A 26,615-nucleotide genomic window follows, 5' to 3' on the forward strand; every position below is an offset into this window, starting at 1 on the left:
AACGAAAAGCCATTATGAAAATAAGTAACACAAAACTGTTGTTATTACTATGCCTGTTCCTGCCTCAACTACTCATGGCAGCAGGTACTCCCACGCTATCGACACCTGCCAATAACAGTACAGGCTATATGCCCAATACCAGCTTTTTCTGGAATGCAGTAAGCGGCAGTGTCACTTACCAGATACAGATAGCAACAGATGCCGGTTTCAGCTCCATAGTAGCCGGCCGGGAAGGGCTCCCTATTCCACGTTATGTTCCTGTTGATGCTTTACCGTTTTCAACACTTTACTGGCGTGTAAGAGCCAGGGATGCTGCAGGTTATGGCAGCTGGTCGGCTACCTTCCAATATACGCTTTCCATTCCGCCGAATGTTTATCATATTGCTTCCGGCGCTTCTGCAGCGTCTATTGCCAATACTATCACCAGTGCTACAAAGCCTGCACTTATTGTGTTTCCTGCTTCGGAGAACTTTACTTTCTATCCTACGGGAACAGCCAAGTTCCTGTTTGATCTCAGCAGCCTTGAAAACCTTGTTATCGATGGTAATAACAGCAATATCACCATTGCCAACCGGGCAGATGTTGGCTTCCTGAGAATACAGCAGTCAAGCAAAATATGCATCAAAAGGCTTACGGTAGACTGGAACCCGTTACCGCATACCTTACTGGATGTCATCAAGGTTGATACGAGCGAGGCCAATACACTTAATATCACTGTACGTCTCAGGAAAAAATCTGCTGCAACGGGTGATTACTATCCTGAAATCACCAACAACCCTGGTTTCACGGATTACTGGTCGTGGGCATACTTACTGGATAAGGATAATCGCGGTGCGGTTAAAAGGATCACTTCTTCTTCTTTTGGATTGCAACCTTCTGATGTAATAAAGCAGGTTTGTTCGGATCCGCCAACCTATAATATCTACAGGAAGAATTCCAGTTCTGGCCGTTTCTTTGCCACAGGAGATATTCTGACCATTGTATGCCGTAATAATGTCGGTTCTTTTGCCTCCACCACTTCGTGTACCGATATCACCTTTGACAGCATAACGAATTATTCCAGTCCTATCGGATGTTATTATTCTTATGACGGCAGCGACATGAAGGTCTTAAACTGCCAGGCAGCTCTCAAGGACAGTTTCCGTTATGTTTCGGCCAATGCGGATGGCGTTCATTGCCGTGCGAATCCTATTGGTCCATGGGTGGAAAGATGCTCTTTCATTGGCAATTCAGATGATGGTGTGGCATTGTATAATAAGGGTACTTCTGTTAAGTCTAAAACGAATGATACTACGCTGATCGTAAACAATGAATTCAATAATTTAAAAGCGGGCGATAATTTCACCATCTACATCCCCAAACTGGGTATCATTCCCGACACCAGCTTTATTGTGAAAACCGTGACCAATAATGGAAACGGAACTTCTACGATCCGGTTTTCACCAGCTATTCCAACGGCTTTTTATAACAGTATGACAGACCTAGGTAATACCGATCTTCAGCAAAACGTACAGTTATACAATAATTCGCGCAGGAATGCCATGTTCATGGTTCATGACAGCAGGTTCACCGTAAGGGGCAGAGGCGCTATTATCCGTGCCTTTAACGGTGTTGTATCGAATACAAAGTTTTATAATTGCAGTTCACCTGGAATACTGCTATACAATGAGGCTGCGCAATGGTATAATGGTTTGTATAATGAACAGCTATCTATCAATGATAATGATATCAGGGATTGCGGCTATGACGGTTACGGAGAAAATGCGGGCGCTATAGATGTTAGATTCAACAAGATACGTTTCAGCGGTAGTGTTTATGAAGACTCCATTTCACCTATCATGCCTAATAAACGTATTCACATCAGGAATAATAGTATAAAGAATGCAGCCAAACATGGCATTACTCTTTTTAACACTGTTACTGGTTTAATAGAAGACAACATATTTACAAGCACTATCCCCGGCTTCTTTTATTCCGGCAATCATTATGGTGTTTATCTGAATACTACAGATAGTTGTATTATAAGAGGTAATAATTTTTCAGGAGATACGAGGCCTTTTACAAGTTTATATTATAAAGTAAATACAACAAACGACAGTTATACGCCTTAAAGCATAGCTACAAATAATATAAAAAGCTTTATGCCCCTGTTTAAAGAAAAGCTGGCTGGTATTTCCAGTCAGCTTTTCTATGTGGTACAATGTTATCAATGCCTTGTATGACCAGTATCTATTCCCATTGTATCCTTTGCTGTAGAATCGACAGTGGTTCCGGGAGTTCCGGTGTTGTCATCTGTCATTGACGGGGGTGGCGGGGAATTCAATACAGAATCGCCGCTTGTATTTGTTTTGTTTTCATTTGTGCCACAGCTCACTCCAAAGATGGTGGCTGCCAACATGCACACTGCCAGCATACGTTTCATAGGTGCTAATTTTTATTAAAAAATAATTACAATAATACTTTTTCAATTATCCTGCCATTAACGCACTGAGAAAATATTCTACATTGAAAAAGATTGAAACTCAATTCCGGTGTACTAAAAAAACCTCATTTTTTTTCCTGGTATGATTTTGCTACGATTGACTTAACAATCTCATCCAGTTCATTAGTTGATTTCCTTAGCAGTTCTACGTTCTCCTTTAGAAGTTCGGGATCCTGGATGTCATGTTCTATCAATGAAACCAAACCCATAATGTTGGCCAGGGGTCTGCGAAGTTCATGCGATTGGATCCAGGCTATTTCCCGAAGCTGGGAGAGCTGACGACTAAGTTGCAGTTTGATATTTTTTGATTGAGTAACATTCCTGGAAAAACAGCCTACGCCTGTTATTTCGTTGTTCACATCGTAAATAGGGTTCATTACCGTTTGATAATATATCGTTTCTCCCGTTGACAACTGGTATTGTTTTTCTACCTGGATCGACTCTCCCTTTAATGCACGCTGGGCATATTCTATCCAGCTGGCTGCTTCTATGGCATCCGGAACATCGCGGAGCGCTACCGGCAATTTAGGCTTGCCCAATTCAGGATCTATTTGCTCTACTAATTTTTCGAATGCCAGGTTACCTGTAGTAATACACATGTCTTTGTCGATAATAAAAATGGCTTCTGAAGAATTGTCTATCAGAGATTTCAGCTTTTTCTCCGATTCAAGCAGTGCCTGCCTGGCTTTCAATTCTGCTCCTATGTCGGTTACAATCACCATTCTCACCTGTTCTCCTCGGAATGTGGAGGAATAGGAGGTGAGGGTAATGTAAAAAACTTCGCCGGCTTTATTTCTGCTGGGCCAGATGCCGCTATCCGAAGCCGGCTGGTGGCGTATCGCTTTTAATGCTTCCAATGCAGCTTGCTTTTCTTCAGGCAAACAAAGGTCGAGAATGGTTAAATGGACAGTTTCCTGTAAGGTATATCCGTATTTGGCGAAAAAGACATGGTTTGCCGCCACAATTTTCAATGTTTCGATATCATAAACGATAATAGGATGGGGGCTTTCATCGAAAAGGCGCTTATAGTCCAATTCCTGCCGGGTGATGCGTTTATAGCCTGCATTGGTGACAAAATATATAATGACAGAAGTGACCAGGACGAATAAAAAACCCTTTACAGATTGAGCCCAGGTTAAGGAATCTGGAGACAACCCGATCAGAAAGCGATCTGAGGTATAAATCCATACAGTCGCCAGCACGAAGTAAATCAGGGAAATACGGAAAGGGTAAATTTTCATAACAGCAGCTCTGTTTCAGGAATTAATTTACAAAAATATCCCGGTAATTACAGTAAACGGATGGTTCATTTCTGAGGAACGGCTCTATCAGCTTATCTTTGCAGCTATGGGTCAAAAGAAATTAATAAGGTTTGAGGAGATAAAAAGTTTTCCCAATGTGCTGGAATATCCTGAAAATGTTAAGGGGACCTGGCATCACTTCTTTAAAAACGACAATCCTCTTACGTTGGAGCTTGCCTGTGGTAAAGGCGAATATGCGGTAGGACTGGGCAGGTTATATCCCAACCGCAACTTTATTGGTATTGACGTAAAGGGAAACCGGATCTGGCGGGGAGCAAAAACAGCGCTTACGGAAGGGCTGGGGAATGTAGCTTTTGTGCGGTCGCAAATGGATAAGGTAACGGAGTATTTTGTAGCCGGCGAGGTAGATGAGATCTGGATCACGTTTCCGGATCCGCAGCTTCGTTTTTCAAAGATGAAAAAAAGGCTGACCCATCCTAAATATCTCCGTCTTTACCAGGAATTTCTTAAACCCGGCGGTATTGTGCAGCTTAAAACCGATAGTCCTGTTTTATACGAGTTTACCAAGACAGTTATTGGTTTATATGAACTTGAGCTGCTGACAGACGATAATGATGTTTACCGTAACGGTAACTACACTACGGAACTACAGATTAAAACACATTACGAAAGCCTTGATATAGCGCAAAGCAATCGTGTTCATTACCTTAAATTCAGGCTTAACAAGTCTATGCCCAAAGAGAAAGACGCCATCCTGAAGGAAATGCTGAATGAGGAGCCTGCTAATGAGAAGTAGGTAGTATGTTTTACCCGGGATACTGTAAGATCTAAGTTTACCGGTAATCGTGTAATTTCAGAGATGAAAAAAAATGCCCCGGCTTCAACGCCATCTGTTCCAGGTGACAGCCGGTATTCTTTCTTTGAAGATGTATGGGCTGTTGCACGTCTTATTCCCAAAGGCCGTGTTACCAATTATGGTGCTATTGCCAAATACCTGGGTACGGGACTATCGGCGCGTATGGTGGGCTGGGCAATGAATGCCTGTGATAAAGTGAAGCCTAAAGTACCGGCTCACAGGGTTGTTAACCGAAACGGGATGTTATCCGGTAAAATGCATTTTTCTCCACCTGAAGCCATGCAACAACGGCTGGAAAAAGAGGGGATCAGGATAGAAAATGATAAAGTTGTTGATTTTAAGGGCAAATTCTGGGATCCAGCCATCGAACTTTCCTAAAATAACGATAGCTATGAAAAAACAATTGCTGCTGTTACTGCTGGCCTGTGTAAGCACGACAATCTTGCCGGCTCAACGGATTGCTGACCAGTATTATAAAATAGAACAGATGATCCCTATGCGTGACGGGGTTAAATTGTTCACCGCCATTTATATTCCACGCGACAGCAGCCAGTTGTATCCTTTCCTCATCACGCGTACGCCCTATTCGTGTGATCCTTATGGTGCGAATGCATATCCTTCGCAGCTGGGTATGGGTGCGGCTTATGCCAAAGAGGGTTTTATTTTCGTTTACCAGGATGTACGTGGCCGTTATATGAGCGAAGGTTCGTTCCGGGAGGTAACGCCTGCAATTGCCATTAAGCGTTCCAATAAAGATACGGACGAGAGCAGTGACACTTATGATACGATGGAGTGGCTGCTGAAGCACATACCTCGTCATAATGGTCGGGCGGGATTGTATGGTATTTCTTACCCGGGCTTTTATGCTACGGCTGCGTTACCGAATGCACATCCTTCTATTAAGGCGGTGTCGCCACAAGCTCCTGTTACAGATGAATTTGAGGGAGACGATGTAAATCATCGTGGCGCTTTTTTCCTGATGGATAATTTCAGTTTCCTGAATTATTTTGATCATCCCCGTCCGGGGCCGTGGAAGCAATATCCCTCCATCAGCGATAGTGTGCGTATTAAAGACAGCTATGCATTTTTCCTGGGTATTGGTCCTATCAAGAATCTTGACAAATACTATTTCAAGGGGAAGAGCGCTATCTGGAATGAATATCTTGCTCATAGTACCAGGGATGCTTACTGGAAGGCCAGGGATATAAGGCAGCATCTGAAAAATATTAAACCGGCGGTATTAGTAACGGGTGGCTGGTTTGATGCAGAAGACCTGTTTGGTGCGCTTAAAACCTATGAAGCTATAGAACGGCAAAACCCCGGAAACAACAGCCGGTTAATAATGGGGCCCTGGACACATGGTGCATGGGCCCGTGGTAACTGGAGTAAGTTCAGCACTTATGAGTTTGGCAGTAATGTCAACGATTATTACCACGAACTTGAGTTCAATTTCTTCTGCTGGCATCTTAAACAAAAAGGAAGTTTTAACCAGGCCGAAGCCACCGTATTTGTCACGGGTACAAACGAGTGGAAATCATTTTCGCACTGGCCTCCTTTGAATCCGCGGGAAGAACTATGGTATCTTCATCCGGGGCATCGCCTTACCACAACCGTTCCGGATTCAAAGGAGGCTCCTGTTTTCAGCGGTTATATTTCGGACCCTGCCAATCCTGTGCCTTATATTGGTAAAAAGTCGGGCAGCCGTGTGAATGAATATATGGCCGCCGATCAACGTTTTGCTGCGGAAAGGCCGGATGTGTTGTATTTTGAAAGCAGTAACTTTACGCAGCCGACTACGGTATGCGGGCCTGTTACCGCCGATCTGTTTGTAAGCACAACAGGAACAGATGCAGACTTCGTTGTTAAGATCATTGATGTGCTACCAGACGAAAAGCAAACCCAGCAACTTGTGAGAGCAGAGATAGTACGTGGAAAATTCAGGAACAGCTATGAACGACCTGAAGCTTTTATACCCGGACAAGTTACTCCTTTGAAGCTTGTTTTAAATGATATAGCCCACTGTTTTCTCCCGGGACACAAACTAATGGTACAGGTACAGAGCAGCTGGTTTCCGCTGGTTGACAGGAATCCGCAGCGATTTATGAATATACCTGACGCTGCAGAAAGTGATTTTCAAGCGTCAGAGATCAAAATCTATCACGATACAAGATATCCTTCCCATATCAGGCTTCCTACCAACTAGGTCATCTGTAATAAGGGCTGATCATGATATACACAATGGGTCCTGTTACAGCTACATAAAACCATAATGGCCAGGTGTACCTGGCTATTTTTTTATGTGCGGGCCATTCTGCTATCAATGCCCTGTAAGAGGTAAAGAGGATAAAAGGTAATATTATAGCGGCCAGCACTATATGTGTAATGAGGATGACAACATAGATCATTCTCAAGCCGCCTACTGCCAATTTCTCTGCATCGGAAACCAGGCCATCGTGATTGGCATCACCGAATCGCGCTTCACCTGCGAGCAGTTTATGTGCGATATAGGATACCAGGAATGCAATTGATAATACCAGGGCCGTCATCATCAAGCGTTTGTGTAAGATGTATCTTCCCTTTTTTACTGCCAGTAAAGCTGCTACCAGCAATACGGCTACGGTGGCGTTAACAACAGCGTTGAACAACGCAAATATGTGTACATCGAAAGGCAATTTTACATTAAGACTTACCCGGTCTAAAGTCACCACTACTGCAAATACCACGAACGAGAATATTCCTATCAGCCATCCTGCCTTACGATCATTCTTTTGAAGACTTGCCTGTAACATATATTTATACTTGAGCTTTTTTCTTTTTAGATAATGTAGTTAAGACCACTACCACGATCACTACTGTAATAGCGAAAAAGATACCCATAAGAACGGGATCAAAAGGCAATTTAGGTGGTTGCATGGTATCTTTTTCGAGCATGAGGACACCAATGTCGCGGGCCAGCTGGCGGATGGAAGCGGAGTCCAATCCGTTATAGTAACCGCGAACGATATGGTCTTTGTCAATCAGGACATACCTGCTTGTATGGACAAAATCGGAGTCAATGGGTTCATCGCTGAACTTATCTACTTTGAGCTGGTCGAATGCGAAGTTGTAGATGGCGTCTTTAGGCCCGGTCAGCATCCACCAGTTATCGTGGTTAACGCCAAACCTATCGGCATATTTCTTCAGTTTTGGAACAGAATCTCTTTCGGGGTCGATGGTAAACGAAACAAACTGGACTACCGAAGTATCTATTTTATTACGGGCTTCGCCGCCTTTATTGAAGGAGCGCTGCAGCTTCACCATATTGCGGGTAAGTGCGGGGCATATAGAGCGGCAACTGGTGAAGAAGAAATCGACAACCAGTGCTTTACCGGGCACATCGTATAAGCTAACCGAATCGCCAAGCTGATTTACCAGTCGTATATTCTGTACACGATGCCATACGCTATCGGTATAGCTTTTTCCATCCACTACACGTGTTCTGGTTGAGTCCAGCAGGTATTTACGGGGGATGATCACAGCATCGGCACTTACGTATTTCATCACGAAGTAGCCTGTCAGGGGAATCAGGATCGCCACGCAAAGGGCCAACAGCGCTTTTTTATTCATACCTCTCGGTTATCTGGTATCCAAAATAACACATCCCGCCACAGAGCGGGATGGTCAAAAATATATTAAATAAGAAACTACTTTCTGCTAGATCCCTTATTCAGCATGGTGAGCTGGCTTTTCATCGGCGTGTTGCTCATGGGTGGTATCATGTTTTCCATGACCTTCATGTGCAGGAGCTGCCAGTGTTGCCTTTTCTACGTGATAAGGATCGTATTTCTCTCTCAGGTTCTTATAGGAATTGCCATCCGCAAGGAACGCAATAATAAACCATATAAACAGGAACAACGGAATAATAATCGTTAAAATCATATTGCGCAGTTCATGTTTCAGGTGCATGAAATAACCTACGATGTACATCGCTTTCCACATCATGAGCACGACGATCACTCCTTTAAGGAAATGTTTAAAGAAGCCGTCGCTGAGTTCAGCTTTATACATATAGAAACCGATCGCCAGCTCGACAATTGTGAGGATGCTGAGGTATATGGTGATACGCTTTATTTCTTTCGTTCCTCCGCCTGCGTGTTCTTCGTGGTGTACAGATACAGTATTGTCCATTATATAATTTTTTTAGCGTGCGTTAAAATTCAATGCTCTGTTATACTACTTAAATAAGGTAGAAACAGGTAAATACGAATACCCAAACCAGGTCTACAAAGTGCCAGTACAAGCCAGCTTTTTCGATCATCAGGTAGTGACCTCTTTTTTCGAACTTGTCGTTAAGGGTCATGATGAGCATGATGATATTGATAACCACGCCAGACAACACGTGGAAACCGTGGAATCCGGTGATGGTAAAGAAGAAGTTGGTAAAGTTGGTAGTAGCAACCGTTCCGTCTGCGTTAGGGAAGGGGTTACGTCCCCACCATGCACCTTCGTGGAACAGGTGCGTCCATTCCCAGGCCTGGCAGCTTAAGAAGGCCAGACCACCGATGATCGTCCATATCAGGTTTTTAACTACACCTTTTTTATCCATATTATGTCCTGCATGAACGGCGAGAACCATTGTTACAGAACTAATGATAAGGATGAACGTCATTAAGCTTACGAACAACAGCGGGAAACCGGCGCCTAATCCCGGGAAGGAATTGAACACGTGGTTAGGGTCGGGCCATCCGATGGTGGCAAAACGGGTTGTACCGTAGGCAATAAGGAAGGCACCAAAAGTAAAGGCATCACTCATTAAGAAGTACCACATCATAACTTTGCCGTACTCCACGTTGAAAGGGCTCCTACCGCCACCCCACCATTTGGTTCCTGTTGAAACTGTTGTTGTTGCCATTTTCGTTCAAAAAATTTCGTTCACAAATTTAATATAACACTTATGCTACCCAGCTGAAAAAGATGAAAAGGTAAATCCAAAGCAGGTCTACGAAATGCCAGTAGGTGCTCACAATTTCTACCGGTACGCTGCTGTATTGCCTATTCTTAACGCTGAAAGCTCTTATAAAAACTACCAATAATGCTACCACTCCTCCCAATACGTGCAATACGTGGAGGCCGGTGATGATACCCAGGAAAGAGGCAGATGCGTTACTGCCGATGCCAAATAACTGGATACCGCTTTTATGAAGCGCATCGAAGCCTACAAACTGTAAAGCGGAAAACAACAGGCCTAATAGCAGGGTCATCGTTATCATCAGCTTGTAACGTTTCAGGTCACGGGCTTTGAAGGCTGTAACGGACAAGTGCATTGTAGCACTACTCACAAGTATTACGATGGTAGAATACCAGAAAACAGGGGGGAGTTTAAACACCAGCCAGTTGGCCTGTGCGCTTTTCACCACATAAGCACTGGTTAAGCCTGCAAACATCATAATGATGCTTCCCATGGCAACCCATAAGGTGAACTTATGCGGATGTATCCTGTTTTTTCCTGTACCCACTGTACTCATATTTATTGCGTCCATTCTTTAATGTATTTTATCTGCCAGTAATACGAGGAACACTATCGGCAAATAGATGTAACTACTGAACATCACCCGTCTTGCAGCTTTCGCATCCATAGCAGCATATAACCTCAAACATTGCACCACAAGAAAGAGATTACATACCAATACCAGCCAGAAACTCAGATTCCCTGAAATACCGAAGTAGTAGGGTAACATACCCATGGGAATCATCAGCACTGCATACATAACACATTGTATAGCAGTGAATTTTGTTGGTCCTTTGTCAGCCGGCAGCAGTTTAAATCCTGCTTTGCTATAATCGCCATGCGCCACCCAGGCTATTGCCCAGAAATGGGGGAATTGCCAGAGGAACTGGATACCAAACAAGATCCAGCCGCCTGCGCCAAAATCATCATTTCCGGCTACCCAGCCGATGAGGCAGGGTAAAGCTCCGGGAAAAGCGCCTACCAATACTGCTATAGAGCTCACCTTTTTTAAAGGTGTATAGATAAAAGCGTATAAAAAGAGACTAAAGGCAGATAACAGCGCCGACGACAGGTTGAAGTAATAATACATCATGATCACCCCTGCCGCGCCAGCTATGATCGCGAAAGTGTATGCCTCTGTTGCAGACATACGCCCTGCCGCCACCGGGCGTGTAGCGGTACGTTTCATTACAGCGTCGGTATCTTTCTCCACGGCCTGGTTGATGGCATTTGCACTGCCTGTGACCAGCATTCCGGCTACGAAAAGCAGGATGATCATGGTCCAGTCATACTCTACCACTTTTGGCGCGAGCAGGTAACAGATCACGCAGGAAAATACCACGGTGAAGCTTAGTGTAAACTTCATCAGCAGCGAATAATCCTTCAATTTCGCGCGCCACCCCTGCTTGCTATGAGCTCCCTCTGCTGTCATTACGTACGGCATCGTCTTTCTAAAAATGATGCCCTGACTTCTCAGGGCATCAGGTATTGTTTAGATCAGTTATTAATGTGATGTTTCGTTGTCGCCCACTGGTTCTGTTTGTGCTATGTGGTCAACACCGTCCTTACCATAGTCGTACGCCCAACGGTGTACTTCCGGGATTTCGCCGGGCCAGTTGCCGTGACCTGGGCGGATAGGTGTAGTCCATTCCAATGTATTTGAGCTCCAAGGGTTCAACGTTGTTACTTTTCTTCCTTTAAAGATAGAGTAGAAGAAGTTAAACAGGAAGAAGAACTGTGCGGCAAATACAATGATCACCACAGTGCTGATAAACCTGTTCAGTTCTACGAACTGTTTGAAGCTTTCCCAAACACCATAATCGTAGTAACGGCGTGGCATACCTGCCAGACCTTCGTAGTGCATAGGCCAGAAGATGAGGTAAGCGCCTACGAGTGTTATCCAGAAATGCACGTAAGACAGCGTATTGTTCATGAAGCGTCCGTACATTTTAGGGAACCAGTGGTAAACACCTGCGAACATACCGAACATAGAGGCCACACCCATTACAATGTGGAAGTGTGCAATTACGAAATAAGTATCATGCAGGTGAATATCGAGTGCCGAGTTACCGAGCCAGATACCTGTTAAACCACCGGAGATGAACAGGCTCACGAAACCGATCGCGAACATCATTGCCGGGGTAAAGCGGATATTACCTCTCCATAATGTAGTCAACCAGTTGAACACCTTGATGGCGGAAGGAACCGCGATCAGGAGGGTAAGTAATACGAATATGGAGCCTAAGAACGGATTCAACCCGGTTACGAACATGTGGTGTGCCCACACGAGGAACGCCAGTACTGCAATCGCGAACATAGAACCGATCATGGCCATATAGCCGAAGATAGGTTTACGTGCGTTGGTTGACATTACCTCGGAAGCGATACCCATTGCAGGAAGCAGGATGATATATACTTCGGGGTGACCCAGGAACCAGAATAAGTGCTGGTAAAGGATAGCGCTACCGCCTTCATTTGGTAAAGCACCTACGCCATTGATAAAGATATCGGACAGGTAGAAGCTGGTACCGAAGTTACGGTCGAATATCAAGAGGATAAACCCGGAGAATAATACAGGGAAAGACAATACACCGAGAACAGCTGTAAAGAACAGCGCCCAGATGGTGAGTGGCAGCCTGATCATGCTCATACCTTTGGTACGCATGTTCAGGATAGTAGCAATGTAGTTAAGACCTGCCAGCAGCTGTGATACTACGAACAGCGCCATAGCCATGATCCAGAGGTCCATACCCGTTTTCGAGCCGGGCGAGGCATCGCCCAGGGCGCTCAACGGCGGATAGGCGGTCCAGCCACCACTGAAGGGTCCTGTTTCAACGAACAAAGAAGATAACATTACCACGCTACCGGCAAAGAAGAACCAGTAACTAAGCATGTTCATCAATGGGGATGCCATATCCCTTGCACCGATCTGCAATGGAATCAGGAAGTTTGAGAAGGTACCACTCAATCCTGCGGTCAATACGAAGAATACGAGTACAGTTCCGTGCGTAGTAACGAGCGCATAATAAGCTTCGGCACTAATACGGCCTCCTTTCGCCCATTTACCCAGGATGTCTTCCAGCCAGGGGAAAGTGGAATCGGGATAGCCTAACTGCAAACGGAAGAATACAGACATTAAACCACCTAATACCGCCCAGATCATACCTGTGATCAGGAATTGTTTCCCGATCATTTTGTGGTCCTGGCTGAATATGTACTTTGTCAAGAAAGTTTCATGGTGATGCCCATGATGCTCATCGTGATGAACATCGTGTGCGGAACCCACGTTTGCATGCAGAACTGCTTCGTTACTCATATCAAGCTCTTTATATAAGATTACTACTACTAGTCAATTGTTATTAATCGCATATTACCTTGCAGACGCTACTACCTGTGACTTCGGATCCACGTTGGCAGCAGTTGCTTTTGTGCTATCTGCGGGAATAGCTTTTGGTTGATTTTCAGGGTCGAGGTCCGGGAATGCAGCAAAGTAGTAAGGCTTTTGTTTCGCCAGCCACAGGTCGAATTCTTCCTGTGTTACCACCTGGATGATCCCTTTCATAGAATAGTGACCGTTACCACACATCTGGTCGCAGCTGATCTCGTATACGAAATCAGGGTTACCTGTGATCTTTTTCATTTCCTCTGTAGTGTACTTCGGCGTAAACCACATAGTAGTAGGCGTACCGGGCACGGCATCCATTTTCATACGGAACTGCGGTAAACCAACATCATGGATAACATCCCTGGAACCGATGATGAGTTTTACGGGACGATTTTTTACTACGTACATGGTTTGTTCCATCACGATATCGTCGTGAGTAGCGGGATCGTCTTTTAAGCGCAGCTCTGCACTATCTCTCCAGATAAGGCCGAGAGAATTAGAGGCGGGGTCAATTACCCTGAAATACTTTTTACCAAATACACCGTCTTTACCTGCATAACGGAAGATCCATCCGAACTGTTTGCCGGTAACTTCAACCTGCATTGCATTATCGGGCGCTTCGCTGGTAAAAGAGAACCAGTTACGTAAACCAAATACTACGAGGATGGTTAATGCGATGGCAGGCACTACGGTCCATACCAATTCCAGTGTATTGTTATGCGGGAAGAAAAAGACCTTTCTTTTAGGATTCTCCTGGTATTTATATACAAACCAGAACAGCAATATTTGCGTTACCACGAAAACGAAGCCTGTGAGTGCCAGGGTGATCCACAGCATTGAGTCCACTTTCTCGCCCTGAACGCTGGCAGCGGGGTGTGCGAGCAAGGTTTTGGGGAACAAGGCCTTGTTACATAAATACACACCTATTAAGCCCAGCACCAGGAAGGAGATCATTAGGAAACCATTGATCTTATTGCTTTGAAGCCGGGATTTTTCTTCACCCTTCAGCACAGACACATACTCACTGGCTTTAGCAATCTGGAAGATCACCAGGAAGACCAGCACTATCACTGCGATGGTAAAAAACATTGCCATAATACTTGTTCTAAAATTTTCTAATTCTTTAATTCAACCTTTTATTTCCGGCTAAGCTGCCACCAAGCATCCCGCCTCGATCCAGCTATATCTTATGTATGGTGGATAACACTTTCTTTCAGGAATGGGTGATACTTTGGTACCAGTGGTTTGCTCGCAAGCGCCTTGCCCACCATCAGAATCAGTATGCCGATGAATAAGGCAGCGATTCCGAAATCAAGCCAACCCAGGGTAACGTGTTCTTTCGATACACTTCCCATTACCATTTGGAAGAAGTCGATCCAGTGACCGAATATGATCAGTACCGCCATAAAGGTGATGAGCGTATAGTTACGTTTAGCACCACGTTTCATGAGAATCAGCAGCGGGCATATAAAGTTCAGGATCAGGTTCAGGAAGAACACCCATTTGTAGGGGCCCTGAACGCGATGTTTGAAATAAACGGTTTCTTCGGGAATGTTTGCATACCAGATAAGCATATACTGTGAGAACCACAGGTAAGTCCAGAATACGGAGAATGCAAACATGAATTTACCAATATCGTGCAGGTGTTCCTGGTTGGTATATTCCAGGTAACCTTTGTTTTTGAGGTAGATAACGAATAATGCCACGAGCGACATCCCTGATACAAATGAGCTTGCAAAAGTGTACCAGCTATACATGGTGCTGTACCAGTGTGCATCGATGCTCATCATCCACAACCAGGGGATAGTAGAGCCAACAGTTAATGCAAACCATACGATGAACAGAGAAGCAGAAACAGTGTTTCTCCAGATATAGCGCTGTCCTTCTTCGCCATTCATAGCTCTTTCATCGGCTTCGCTGCTGAGTTTACGCATTCTTCTGCCGAGGAGGCTCCATAAGCCAATGGTTAATACGGTCCAGATACCAAAGAAAGTAGGATTCAGGAATCCTTTTTTACCGCTGAGGATAACATCACTTTCTACAGCTTCTTTGTCGATCCAGTGGTAAATATGGTGGTTATGGTCGATAAATACGATATAGAAAAGGATCACCAGGGTGATAGTACCGAAGATGGGCACCAGTGTAGAGATCGCTTCCGGTACGCGGCGGAAGACCACCTGCCAGCCACCCATTGCGAGGGTAGTAGCGCAGATAAAGAACATGCTTGCATTACACACCAGTGTAAAAAATATGCTATTATACATGAGTGTTCCCCAGAACACAGCTTTCTCATGTTCGGCATGCGCATCGTGACCGCCAACGCCTTTTGTAACAAATCCAATAATAAGAGCCAGTAACCCGATGGCGATCAAGGCTATTGACCATGTTTTCATTTTACCGGGAACCTCAAATTGCGCTCTGATAGATGCCATTGTATATCTTTTATCTCTGGTTAAATGATAGCAGTTTTACTTACTTCTTTTCGGTACCTGTGCTGTCCTGTGCTGCGGTAGGAGTAGCTGCAGCAGCTGGTGCGGCGCTAGTTTTACCCTGCTTTGCCTTAATATAGTGAATAATGCTCCAGCGCTGTTTGCTGCTCAATTGTGAAGCATAGCTACCCATGAGGTTTTTGCCGTACTCTACAGAGTAGTACATCTGTCCTTCTGGCATGCTTTCATATTTCGCGTCGCCAACAAGCTGAGCTGGTTTTGCCGGGTAGGGACCTTCTCCACCTTTATAGATGGGGCCATTACCATCGAGCTTAGGGCCGTGACAAATACCACAGTTAACGAGGTAGAGCCTTTCTACTTCCTTCATTTCCTTTTCATTCAAAGGAGGCAAAGGATTTTGTACCTGCCTGGCAGCATAATAGTTAACGGTATCACCTGCTGCGTCCTTTTTTATTGAAAAGGGGAGCACTCTATCGCGGGCAATTGTGCCGGATACAGGCTGGCTGTTATAGAAAATACCTTGTTCGGCCAGGTTTGAATGATCTGCATATGTTTCGTATGCACGGCTATAAGCCATATCGGGCATATAAACAGAACCCGGCTTACGCTTCACATCACTACAGCCTACGATCGTTACGCCAGCTGCCAAAACCAATATGATAGATAATTTTTTCATCTTGCTACTTTGTTCTATTCTGTGTTAAGCTACTGCTGTGGGTTCTACAATCAGTTGTTGTTCCTTATCGTAACGTCCATACCACCATCCTGGTTCTGCTTCCTGAACATTTACCTCTGTTGCTCCTGTGGAGGAGAGGAATGCCTGCAGTTCATCGGTATTGGTTTTATCGGTACATTCTATTGCCATAATGAACAGATCGTCTGTAGCCCTTACGTGGAAGTGATGCTTTTTCACAAAAGGAGCCAGTTGGCAGAGGTAACAGAAAGTAAGCACCATACCTACTGCTGCAAACAATACGGTCAACTCGAAAGTAATGGGCACCCAGGCTGGTAATGCAAAGTGTGGTTTACCACCGATGTTCAACGGCCAGTCCCTGGTGAAAATCCAGCTCATGCAACTTAAGGCAGTAGTGGTACCGGTGATACCGTAGATAAAACCGGCGGTGTGCAGGCTGGTTTCGCGCATACCCAGGGCATGATCTAAACCATGCACGGGAAACGGCGTGTACACATCCTGGATCTTATATCCCGCTGTACGTATTTTTTTTACAGCAGGAAACAATACTGCTTCGTCACTGAATGCCCCTACAACGAATTTCTTTTTTGCCATAATATTTCTCATTCAAAAGTCAAAAACCAAAAGTCTGTTACTTGAGTCTTTCTGAATTTTACTTTCTACTTTTTAATGAATTAATGTGCATGCGCATATTCGTGAACAAACTCTTCCACTTCCATTTTCTCTTCCTTCTCTACGGTCTGCTTATAATTGTCACCGCTGGTTTTCAGTACATACTTGATCTCAGCTATCGCAATTACAGGGAAGTATTTCGCGAACAGGAAGAAGCAGGTGAAGAACAATCCGAATGTTCCGAGATAGAAACCGATCTCCCAGGTAGAAGGGCTGTAGTAAACAGACCAGCTGGAAGGCAGGTAATCGCGGTACAGGGATGTTACGATGATCACGAAACGTTCGAACCACATACCGATGTTCACGATGATACTCATGAAGAAGGTTACGAAGAGGTTTCTTCTCATTTTGCGGAACCAGAAGATCTGAGGGCTAAGTACGTTACAAGCCATCATACCCCAATAGCTCCATCCATAAGGGCTGAACAGATAAGCACGGCTATACCAGAAAGTGTAACCTTCATATTTGTTCTGGCTATACCAGCCCATGAACAGTTCTGTGAGATAAGCAACACCTACGATAGAACCGGTTAATACGATCACCTTGTTCATTGCTTCGATGTGGCCTACAGTGATATAATCTTCGATGGTAAATACTTTACGCAGGATAAGCATCAGCGACTGTACCATTGCGAACCCGGAGAATACCGCACCCGCAACGAAGTAGGGGGGGAAGATGGTAGTGTGCCAACCGGGGATCACGGAAGTAGCGAAGTCAAAAGATACGATCGTGTGTACTGATAATACCAGTGGTGTAGACAAGCCAGCGAGCACCAGTGATAATGATTCGTGGCGCTGCCAGTGTTTAGTGGAGCCAGTCCAGCCGAAAGCTGCCACACCATATAATAATTTACGCAGTTTGGTTTTCGCGCGGTCACGAACCGTAGCGAAGTCAGGCAGCAGACCTGAGTACCAGAACAGGAGCGATACAGTAAAGTAAGTAGAGATCGCAAATACGTCCCACAGCAGCGGAGAGTTGAAGTTCACCCATAAAGGGCCGCGTGTGTTAGGATAAGGCAATACGAAGAACGCCATCCATACACGACCCATGTGGAAGATGGGGAACTGACCGGCACACATAACGGCGAAGATGGTCATCGCTTCTGCGGCACGGTTTACACCGGTACGCCAGCCCTGACGGAAGAGTAAGAGGATCGCAGAGATCAGCGTACCTGCGTGACCGATACCAACCCACCATACGAAGTTGGTGATATCCCAACCCCAGCCGATGGTTTTGTTAAGGTTCCATTCGCCGATACCGTAAACTACTTCTCTATAGACACTGTAAACACCAAACATTAACAGTGCTACTGCAATGAAAAAACCCACATACCACAACTTTGTTGGCTTTGCTTCTATGGGGCGACAAATATCTTCCGTCACCTGGTGATAATCTTTATTACCAGTTACCAGTGGTTCCCTTAGCTGTGATTCGTACTTAAGATGCATTTGGTATGGTTTAATTCCGGTTTTACCCGGCTGATCTTTTAAATTCTATTCCGCTTTTCGTTTTCTGCTATTATCCGTGGTGTGCAGGTGTTGCTTCTGCTGCGTGCTCATGTTTATGAGCAGTTGCAGGAACATCGGCGTTGCGCACTTTAGCCAGATAACTTACGTTAGGCAATACGTGTAATTGTTCCAGCGCGTAGAAAATACGGTTTGGATTTTCTGTACGAGCCTTGTAAACATCGCTTTCCTTATCGTTAACATTACCGAATACGAAGCAATCGCTGGGACAAGCAGATTTACATGCTACATCCAGGTCGCCATCTTTCATCGGCCTGCTTTCTTTTTTCGCTTTCAGTTTAGCGTCCTGTAAACGTTGAACGCAGAAAGAACATTTCTCAATCACACCGCGAGAACGAACGGTAACATCGGGGTTCAGCACCATTCTTGTGAGGTCGTCGTTCATGTTCAGCACCACTTCACTCAGTTCGTCCTGGTTGTTCGCGAAGCTGTCGGATCCGGTATAGTCGGCCCAGTTGAAGCGACGAACTTTATAAGGACAGTTGTTGGCGCAATAACGCGTACCGATACAACGGTTATAGGTCATCTGGTTCAGGCCTTCTGTGCTGTGGTTGGTTGCAGCCACCGGACATACGTTTTCGCAAGGAGCATTATCGCAGTGCTGGCACATCATTGGCTGGAAAACAACGTTCGGGTTGTCTACGTCGCCGCTGTAATAGCGATCGATACGTAACCAGTGCATATCGTGGAAGCGCATTGCTTCTTTTTTGCCCACGATAGGGATGTTATTTTCGATGTTACATGCTACTACGCAGGCGCCACATCCGGTACAAGCATTCAAGTCGATGCTCATTCCCCATTTGATACCTGGTTTGTCATGAACAGGGTAGATAGTACCTGCTTTTTCATAGTTTGCCAAACCACCCCAGGGAGCCAGTTCTTTTTCACGTTCGTTACGGATCTCTGCGGGGTCGTGTTTGAAGTCGGCCAGTGTCAACTCTTTCACAACTTCGGTACGAACGCCCTGAGCGGTATCGTAACGGTTGTGTGTTTGTGTCAACGCCACTTCATATTTTTCACCGGTAACTTCAACAGCTACATCGGTATTGATAAATTCTACTGTACCGGCTTTGAGTGCAGCGAGGATGAAGGCATTTTTACCTACTCCTTTTGCAGCTTTACCTACTTTTTCGGAGCGGCCATAACCCAGTGCAATACCTACCGTATCAGGATCGGTACCTGGTATGATGAGTGCCGGTAATTCAATGCTTTTACCGTTGGCAGTCAATTTCACCACCTTTTTAGCAGGCCTTGTTTCATAAGCATCTGCCTGGCCACCGTTGTTAAGATCTATGTTCAGTAAAGTTCTGGCCATAGCTGGTGATACGATCAGGTAGTTATCCCATACGGCGCGGGTGATAGGATCCGGTAATTCCTGCAGGAATGGGTTGCTGGCGCCCTGGCCTTCACCGATACCTACTTTCTGATATAATACCAGTTCTACTTTACCGCCTTTTTTGGCTGAGCTTACTGCAGCAACGGCGGCAGCAACACCAGCGCCATTAAAGGCTGTGCCTGCGAGCGTTTCGGCGGCAGGGTTGATAACGCCATCCTGTAAAGCTTTATCCCATGCAGACTCGCTTCCGAGTTTGCCTATCCAGTATTGTTTCAGGAAAGTCAGGTAGTCGGAACCTGCAGCGCTCCAGAGGAGCAGGCTATCCTGCCACTGGCGTGTTTTGAATAAAGGATAGATGGTAGGCTGGATAAGAGAGAAGTAACCTGTTTTAGGTTCTGCATCGCCCCAGCTTTCGAGGTAGTGGTGGTCGGGAACAATGAACTTACACAGTTCGGTTGTTTCGTCCATTTTGCCACTGAAAGAGATAGAGGTTTTAACTTTTTTGATACCGCTTACAACTTTGGCGCTGTCGTACCAGCTGTAAGCAGGGTTTGCACCATAAACGAGTAAAGCGCCTACTTTACCAGCATTCATTTCATCAACCAGCGCTACGAAATCGGAGTCGATGCCCTGGCGGTAGTTAACGGGAGCAGACCAATCGATGGTTTTGCCGTTGGCAAGTAATGCTTCGTTAACTGCGTTTACGATGATCTGAACATTGATATCGTTGCTGGCGCAAACTACGAGTGCTTCGCCTTTATGCGCGGCGAGATCTTTTGCTGTTTTTTCGATGCCTTTTTTCAGCGTCTCGTTAGAGATGCCGGTTACAGGCTGGCCGTTGATAGCGCTGAGTAAACCTGCTGCGATAGCACCCCATTCGGAAGGGCGGCAGAGGAAGCGTTCGTCGGCGGCTGCGCCTGTAGAGCTGAGTACACTTTCGAACTGGAAGTGGCGGCTCATTTCGGGGTTCTTCTCGTTGATGCGCCTGTTGGGAGCATATTGTTTGGCGAATTCTGCCGGAGCTAACCATGTAGCCAGGAAGTCGGCACCAATGCCCGCAATTACTTTTGCGTTATCGAAACGATAAGAGGGGATTGCTTTTTTACCGTAGGTAACCTCGTTAGCCAGTAATAATCCGCTGTAAGAAACAGCGTCATAAGTAACGTGGCGGCTACCGGGGTATTTAGCGAGGAATTGTGCAATTACTGCTTTGGTAGTAGGAGAAACGATAGAAGTTGTAAGGATAACAGCGGGAGCACCACCTAAAGCGGCGAGCTCAGCACCGATAGCCTTATCGATTGCTTCGAACGTTACTTCTTTACCAGAGATATGTGGGTAACGGATACGGGCTGTATCGTATAAATCGAGAACAGAAGCTTCTGCTCTTGCGGTAGTACATCCTTTGAAAATGGGGCTCAGGTCGTTTCCTTCGATTTTGATAGGACGACCATCTCTTACTCTTGCCAGTACGCTCAACACATCTCCATCCTGCACATAAGTGGTGGCATAGTAGTTGGCTACGCCTGGTATAATATCTTCCGGTTTGTTTGCAAAGGGGATTGCTTTTTTAACCGGTATTTCACAGCTGGCGGCAACGGCAGCAGCAGCTGTACTAAAACCCAGATATTTCAAAAAGTCTCTTCTTGGAGTTACTGCCTCCAGCAAGCCTTTATTGTCGGCTTCGAATGGCAGTTGCTCCTGGAACTCATCTTTACCAGATTGCTGATAGGCCTCAGACTGATTCAGCTCACCAAAACTTTGCCAGTACTTTTTTTGCTCCATTATATCAATTTGATAATTCGCTAATTTGATAATTGATCAGAAATTTTTCATACGCTCTCAGTCTTATTCAGACTGTTACTATACCTCTTAGTAGTGACATTTCTGACACTCTGTACCACCGATACTTTCTACTGTTACGCTATCCATTTTACCATTCTTAATATCATTATGGAACTTTTCGTAGATACTGTAGAAACCATTGTCTTTAAACTGTACCTGTGTAGTACGGTGACAGTTAATACACCAGCCCATGCTCAGGTCGGCAAATTGCTTCACCTCATCCATTTTCTGGATCTCGCCGTGGCAGGTCTGACATTGTACCTTACCGGCGTTTACGTGTTGTGAGTGGTTAAAGTAAACGTGGTCGGGAAGACTGTGGATACGAACCCATTCTATAGGTTTTGCTTTAGAGGCATCCCAAGGTTTGCCTGGTTCATAGCCTGCATATTTGTAAAGCTCCTGGATCTGTGCAGTTCCGTTCACTTCTTTGCCTTCGGAGGTATATAATTGTTCACCGGTATATTCAGAGATAGCCATGTGACAGTTCATACACATATTTACAGAAGGAATATTTGCCTGTTTTCCTTCCATTGTGTTACCATGGCAGTACAGACAGCTGATCTGGTTTACGCCAGCGTGAACTTTGTGGGAGTAGAAGATAGGCTGTGTGGGTTCGTAGTTTTGTGTACGTCCGAGGCCGATAGCTCCTGTTACAGTGTAGTAACCACCAATCATAAAGAGCACCACAGCTACCAGGGCGATATAAGTTTTATTGCGCCAGAAAGGTACTGGTTCGAGTGCAGGGATACCTTCTTTATCGTCGGCTAATTTGCGGAGGTTGCTGTTTACGGTTAATAATATAAATGCTACAACAGCGAGAACGAGGGTAAGGATACCGAATAACAGGGTATTATCGCCTTCGGCAGCAGCTGCACCTTTAACGTCGCCACCGGTAGCGGCTTTAGGGGCACTGGCTTCAGAAGCTGCTTTCTCTACATAAGCGAGAATGGCATCGATATCAGCATCTGTCAAGGTAGGGAAAGAGTTCATCGGGGTTTTGTTGAACTGTTCGTACAACTGAACCGCGTAAGGATAACCGCTCTTGATCACTGCCTGGCTATTGTGGATCCATGCGTGAAGCATTTTCTTGTCTGGCCAGCGACTCTCGACTCCTGCGAGTGCAGGACCGGTCAACTGCTTATTAACAGCGTGACAGGAAGCACAGTTTTGTGAGAACAACGCTTTTCCATCTTGCGCTAATGCACTATTTCCTGACTGCAATAAAAAAACCAACGTAAACCCAAATATCAACTTTGCTGCAAAACGTCTTAGGTGGATCATATTCACAATGCTGTTGTGTAGATGTGGAAAAATATCCGTGAACGGGTGCAAAAATATGACAGGAGGCTGACAAAAATCATTCGTTGTTAAATTTTTTTTCCGCTTATTTGGGCTGCGTTTCAGCACTTTATTGAAACAACGTTGAAAAACGGCTTTTATAAAAGGCTTTTCGAAGGAATTACAATTTAGATACCTTTGCGTTGCATACCTCAATCATGTTACCCCCTTTAAATCATAATACTCAAGTATATCATGGGTTCTACGTATTTGGAAAATGAAATCCGATTGGCTGTATTTGCTTCAGGCGCGGGCTCAAACGCCAAAAAGCTGATTGAATATTTTAATAACAACGATACCTCTATTATTAAGGTTGCCCTGATCGTCACCAACAAGGAAACGGCCGGAGTTATCAAAATTGCTGACGAAAATCATCTTCCAACGCTTATTATCGATAAAGAGCAATTTTTCCGGGGTGATGCCTATGTAGGTGCGCTTCGGCAGGCGGGGGTACATTTTATTGTATTGGCTGGTTTTCTGTGGAAGGTTCCTGCACAGCTTATAGCGGCTTTTCCCGGAAAGATCGTAAACATCCATCCTGCCTTATTACCTAAATATGGGGGAAAGGGGATGTATGGCAACTTTGTTCATGAGGCCGTGATTTCGAACAAGGAAACCGAAAGCGGGATCACTATTCACCTGGTTGACGAGCAATATGATCATGGTGCGCCTCTTTTTCAGGCTGTTTGTCCTGTATTGCCGGATGATACGGCAGAGAGTCTTGCACAGCGGATCCATGCCCTTGAGCATGCCCATTATCCCGAGGTTGTTGAAAAGGCGGTTAAGGCAGCTTTTTCTTAAATGCGGGGGGCACCGGGCGGGTACCGCTGCTATCTTTTGTATGGGTAGAGTCTAATGAGAAGATATATAATACCATTTCACGCGCCTGTTCGCGCGTAACATTCGGATGTGGTGTCATTACTTCCTCTCCCCAGATGCCACGGCTTCCACGGATAATGCCGCCTGCCAGGTTATCTACGACTCCATTTACGTGGGGATATTTCCGGGCGATATCCTTATAGGAGGGACCTACCAGTTTAGTTTCCAGCTGATGGCAGGTAAAACAGTCGTTTGCTGTAATAAGCCTGGCACCCTCTCTGACTGTGTCGGGGGCCGATGCGCCGGCGGTATTAATTAAGCTATCGGTACCTGAAACGGCCTTAGGCGGTCTTTTGGCCTGGCGGCTTTCGCAGGAAATGCATAGTAACAGGATCAGTATAAAGACTAACTGGTGTTTCATAATCCGAAGGAGAATCAAGCATTATGCCATAGCGGGCCTATTACTTTTCATTTTGCCGGTCATTATCAAGCTTTCCTTTGCCCCGTTTCCTGAATTTTTTAAACAGATCGAGTCCCAGTTTAATATTTCCTTTTACATCGGGTTTGGCCCGCAGGTAGATACTGGGGCCATTGCGGGAGTCGACTCCGCGGTTCTGCGGATGTTTTTCATCGCCCCGGCTAAGGAAATTATGGAGGGGTACCTGAATGCTTATATCCGTATTTCCTTTTAGGCTATACAGGCCTTCTACATACAAGGTCATGACGGAAGAGTGGATCTCCATTCTTTTGATCTCGATCTCGTCGTTTACAATAATGAGGCTATCCTGGATGGCGGCGAAGGTAATATTGCTCATATCCCTGTCTTTAAACACAAACTTCTGGATCTTTTGTACGGGCTCATGATTCACCAATGCGCCGTCTTTGAGTGAAAACCATACCCTGCCGTTCGTGGTACCGGGGATGATATCGCCGCGTTCATTCAGCGCCAGGCGTAAGCGGGCGTCGGTATTGAGTTTTCCCCGCAGGTTGGAATAGGAGATGGCTTTTTGCCCAAAATTGTCGAAAGCATAGAATACTTTCCGGACATCCATGTCCTTTAATACCATATTTACGGAAGCATCGTGATGCCGTTCGCTAAGATGTTTTACATCGCCGTTGAGGGTAAGCAATCCCCCGGCATGCCTTACCGAAACCTGCCGCAGCTGCCAGTCGCTATCCCTGAACAAGACTGTACCGGTTAGCGCCTCTGCAGTAAAGTGGTTAAGTTTCAGAGCATCGGCTTTTACCTGTAACCGCAGGCTTCCTTTTTCCAGCACCTGATCGAACCGCCAGAGGGAATGGCTGGTTTTGCCGCTTTTTTTCTTTTCTTCTACAGGTTTTTTCTGCTGGTTCTTAAAGAGATGCCTGAAATCGGCCAGGTTCAGAGAAGGAGTATAGACCGAGCAGGAGAGCGTTGCATTGTGCGGGTCATCGTCCTGTGCGAGACTGCTCATTTCCTTACCATCTACATTTACGGTAAACTCGCTGTCGCCCAGTTTACATTTGAGGTCATTCATTTGCAGGGTGTCTGCGCCAAAGTAAAGCGTTCCGTTGCAGTTGGTAAACAGGAGGTCTTTGGCGGCATAATGAACAGCACCGTTTTCAACAGCGAGGCTTCCATTGATATGCTGGAAGAAACTGGTATTTTTTACCAGCGGGCCTCTATAATGCAGTGCTATTTTGGCTCTTCCCTCTACAAACTGCAGGCTTCTTAAACCGAACTGGTTATTCAATGCCGGAAAGCTGCAATCGGAATACAGATCAAATGAGAAGGCCGGTTCGGCGAGGTTGGTAAGGGTGGTGGTGCTGCCTTTAAAAACTGCCGCCCCCCATTTACCGGTGAAGTCTTTGATGACTATCTGTGAATTTTCGTCGCCCAGTGGTTGTCCTTTTATTCTTTCGTTGGTGAAGGATCCTGAAAAGCTACATGAATCCAGGACTGCCACGGGTGTCACCAGCCTGTTATCCTTTACTTTCCAGCTAACACTAAGTGAGGGTTGCCCGCCTCCTTTCAGGGAGCCGGCTATTGCAGCTGAGATCTCAAAAGGTTTTTCCAGGTCTACTATAGCCAGTTTCTGCGCCAGCCGTTCGGTTAAGAGGGCGCCTGCGTTCTTATATATGATCTTCCTGGCGGTAATTCCCAACCTGAAGTTCGGTTCCGGGTCCCGAAAATTAAAGCTTCCCTGTACCACAATGGGCTGGCCCTGGAATTTTATTTCTGCGGGAGAGAATTCCAGTTGTTTTGACGCCGGCCGGTAAGATAGTTTCCAGCGACCTTCTACCTGTTTTTCTCCCAGGAAGCTACCTTTTGCCAGATTGAATCCCAGGCCCCTGATCACTGCGTCTTCCTTTATATGAAGTTCAAGTGTGCTATCGCGATGTCTTTTGATACGGGCATTGAGTTTTTTAAACAGAAATTCAAAGCGTTTATTTTTGATGCGGTCTTCGGCAAGGGCATCGATATTCTCCAGTTCAACTTCGGCGATCATTATATTACCGCCCGGGTTCTTATTTGACTGATCCTTCTTCTTTAGCTGTAACAGATAGCGATTGCTGTATCCTGTTGTATCGGTAAGGACATGAAGATAGCCGTCACTAAATTTTATCCTGCTGATAACAGGATCTTTTCCTGTTATTTCAAAGAGGCCAATTCTTGTTGATGCAGCTTGTACAGACAATATAGGACGCTGATAAACGGTGTCGGTTAAGGTAACTCCTTTCAATATGATCTCTACGCGCGGGAGATGGCGCCATACATTTACTTCAAGTGAGCCTATGGTAAGTTTGCCCTGCAAGCGGCTTTGCAGTTGTTCATGCACACGAACGAGCAGTTCCTGCCGGTGGGCAGTGATGTAAGATTGTATGCATACCAGCAATACAAGAAGTAAACCGGTTACCGACAATATCGACCACATTGCTATACGCACCACCTTATGCCGCATCCATTCTCTCATAGACTTTTAATG

23 protein-coding genes are annotated in these 26,615 nt (G+C 45.5%); 5 read left to right on the forward strand and 18 right to left on the reverse strand.

Annotated elements, in window-relative coordinates:
- The first annotated feature begins 14 nt into the window (after positions 1–14).
- On the forward strand, positions 15–2,111 hold the full coding sequence (locus ESB13_RS22715; RefSeq protein ID WP_129006186.1) for a right-handed parallel beta-helix repeat-containing protein: 2,097 nt from the start codon (positions 15–17) through the stop codon (positions 2,109–2,111).
- Between the two features lie 95 nt (positions 2,112–2,206).
- Here ESB13_RS22715 and ESB13_RS22720 read toward each other — a convergent pair whose 3' ends face one another.
- Positions 2,207–2,422, reverse strand: coding sequence for a hypothetical protein (locus ESB13_RS22720; RefSeq protein WP_129006188.1), 216 nt, complete (start codon positions 2,420–2,422; stop codon positions 2,207–2,209).
- 125 nt (positions 2,423–2,547) lie between these two features.
- A complete protein-coding gene (locus tag ESB13_RS22725; RefSeq protein ID WP_129006190.1) occupies positions 2,548–3,723 on the reverse strand; it encodes a PAS domain S-box protein in 1,176 nt (391 codons plus the stop codon).
- 106 nt (positions 3,724–3,829) lie between these two features.
- On the opposite strand from ESB13_RS22725, the gene trmB reads away from it, so the two are divergent.
- The 3 genes from trmB to ESB13_RS22740 all read left to right on the forward strand — a co-directional run bounded on the left by trmB (position 3,830) and on the right by ESB13_RS22740 (position 6,803).
- Entirely contained in the window at positions 3,830–4,540 is a 711-nt protein-coding gene (gene trmB / locus ESB13_RS22730) for a tRNA (guanosine(46)-N7)-methyltransferase TrmB (protein ID WP_129006191.1), read from the forward strand.
- 63 nt (positions 4,541–4,603) lie between these two features.
- The gene (locus ESB13_RS22735; protein WP_129006193.1) at positions 4,604–4,978 is read left to right on the forward strand and encodes an MGMT family protein; all 375 of its coding nucleotides are present in this window, start codon (positions 4,604–4,606) and stop codon (positions 4,976–4,978) included.
- A 13-nt stretch (positions 4,979–4,991) separates the two neighbouring features.
- The gene (locus ESB13_RS22740) at positions 4,992–6,803 is read left to right on the forward strand and encodes a CocE/NonD family hydrolase (protein ID WP_129006195.1); all 1,812 of its coding nucleotides are present in this window, start codon (positions 4,992–4,994) and stop codon (positions 6,801–6,803) included.
- A 1-nt stretch (position 6,804) separates the two neighbouring features.
- Here ESB13_RS22740 and ESB13_RS22745 read toward each other — a convergent pair whose 3' ends face one another.
- The 14 genes from ESB13_RS22745 to ESB13_RS22810 all read right to left on the reverse strand — a co-directional run bounded on the left by ESB13_RS22745 (position 6,805) and on the right by ESB13_RS22810 (position 22,773).
- Complete coding sequence (locus tag ESB13_RS22745; protein WP_129006197.1) at positions 6,805–7,389, reverse strand: DUF420 domain-containing protein; 585 nt, start codon at positions 7,387–7,389, stop codon at positions 6,805–6,807.
- Between the two features lie 4 nt (positions 7,390–7,393).
- Complete coding sequence (locus ESB13_RS22750) at positions 7,394–8,206, reverse strand: SCO family protein (protein WP_129006199.1); 813 nt, start codon at positions 8,204–8,206, stop codon at positions 7,394–7,396.
- 96 nt (positions 8,207–8,302) lie between these two features.
- Complete coding sequence (locus ESB13_RS22755) at positions 8,303–8,767, reverse strand: cytochrome C oxidase subunit IV family protein (protein ID WP_129006201.1); 465 nt, start codon at positions 8,765–8,767, stop codon at positions 8,303–8,305.
- Between the two features lie 49 nt (positions 8,768–8,816).
- The gene (locus tag ESB13_RS22760) at positions 8,817–9,491 is read right to left on the reverse strand and encodes a cytochrome c oxidase subunit 3 (protein ID WP_129006203.1); all 675 of its coding nucleotides are present in this window, start codon (positions 9,489–9,491) and stop codon (positions 8,817–8,819) included.
- Positions 9,492–9,531: 40 nt separating this feature from the next.
- A complete protein-coding gene (locus ESB13_RS22765; protein ID WP_246022662.1) occupies positions 9,532–10,119 on the reverse strand; it encodes a cytochrome c oxidase subunit 3 in 588 nt (195 codons plus the stop codon).
- Between the two features lie 3 nt (positions 10,120–10,122).
- Positions 10,123–11,019, reverse strand: coding sequence for a heme o synthase (gene cyoE / locus ESB13_RS22770; protein ID WP_129006205.1), 897 nt, complete (start codon positions 11,017–11,019; stop codon positions 10,123–10,125).
- A gap of 72 nt (positions 11,020–11,091) precedes the next feature.
- On the reverse strand, positions 11,092–12,903 hold the full coding sequence (locus ESB13_RS22775) for a cytochrome c oxidase subunit I (RefSeq protein WP_129006207.1): 1,812 nt from the start codon (positions 12,901–12,903) through the stop codon (positions 11,092–11,094).
- Positions 12,904–12,957: 54 nt separating this feature from the next.
- Positions 12,958–14,067, reverse strand: coding sequence for a cytochrome c oxidase subunit II (locus ESB13_RS22780; protein ID WP_129006209.1), 1,110 nt, complete (start codon positions 14,065–14,067; stop codon positions 12,958–12,960).
- 92 nt (positions 14,068–14,159) lie between these two features.
- Complete coding sequence (locus ESB13_RS22785) at positions 14,160–15,404, reverse strand: quinol:cytochrome C oxidoreductase (RefSeq protein ID WP_129006211.1); 1,245 nt, start codon at positions 15,402–15,404, stop codon at positions 14,160–14,162.
- 40 nt (positions 15,405–15,444) lie between these two features.
- The gene (locus tag ESB13_RS22790; protein WP_129006213.1) at positions 15,445–16,098 is read right to left on the reverse strand and encodes a c-type cytochrome; all 654 of its coding nucleotides are present in this window, start codon (positions 16,096–16,098) and stop codon (positions 15,445–15,447) included.
- 24 nt (positions 16,099–16,122) lie between these two features.
- Positions 16,123–16,710: a DUF3341 domain-containing protein gene (locus tag ESB13_RS22795; protein ID WP_129006215.1), complete on the reverse strand. Its 588-nt coding sequence runs from the start codon at positions 16,708–16,710 to the stop codon at positions 16,123–16,125.
- 80 nt (positions 16,711–16,790) lie between these two features.
- A complete protein-coding gene (gene nrfD / locus ESB13_RS22800) occupies positions 16,791–18,236 on the reverse strand; it encodes an NrfD/PsrC family molybdoenzyme membrane anchor subunit (RefSeq protein ID WP_129006217.1) in 1,446 nt (481 codons plus the stop codon).
- A gap of 70 nt (positions 18,237–18,306) precedes the next feature.
- Entirely contained in the window at positions 18,307–21,432 is a 3,126-nt protein-coding gene (locus ESB13_RS22805; RefSeq protein WP_129006219.1) for a TAT-variant-translocated molybdopterin oxidoreductase, read from the reverse strand.
- An 87-nt stretch (positions 21,433–21,519) separates the two neighbouring features.
- Positions 21,520–22,773, reverse strand: a complete 1,254-nt coding sequence (locus tag ESB13_RS22810) for a c-type cytochrome (RefSeq protein ID WP_129006221.1) — start codon at positions 22,771–22,773, stop codon at positions 21,520–21,522.
- 252 nt (positions 22,774–23,025) lie between these two features.
- Between ESB13_RS22810 and purN the strand changes: the two genes are divergently transcribed.
- Positions 23,026–23,631: a phosphoribosylglycinamide formyltransferase gene (gene purN, locus ESB13_RS22815; protein WP_129006223.1), complete on the forward strand. Its 606-nt coding sequence runs from the start codon at positions 23,026–23,028 to the stop codon at positions 23,629–23,631.
- Here purN and ESB13_RS22820 read toward each other — a convergent pair.
- Positions 23,612–24,070, reverse strand: a complete 459-nt coding sequence (locus ESB13_RS22820) for a c-type cytochrome (protein ID WP_129006225.1) — start codon at positions 24,068–24,070, stop codon at positions 23,612–23,614. The two genes, purN and ESB13_RS22820, sit on opposite strands and share 20 nt — an antisense overlap.
- 40 nt (positions 24,071–24,110) lie before the next feature.
- On the reverse strand, positions 24,111–26,603 hold the full coding sequence (locus ESB13_RS22825; protein WP_129006227.1) for an AsmA family protein: 2,493 nt from the start codon (positions 26,601–26,603) through the stop codon (positions 24,111–24,113).
- Between the last annotated feature and the right edge of the window lie 12 nt (positions 26,604–26,615).

The organism is Filimonas effusa (assembly GCF_004118675.1).
Taxonomy (GTDB): Bacteria; Bacteroidota; Bacteroidia; order Chitinophagales; family Chitinophagaceae; genus Filimonas; species Filimonas effusa.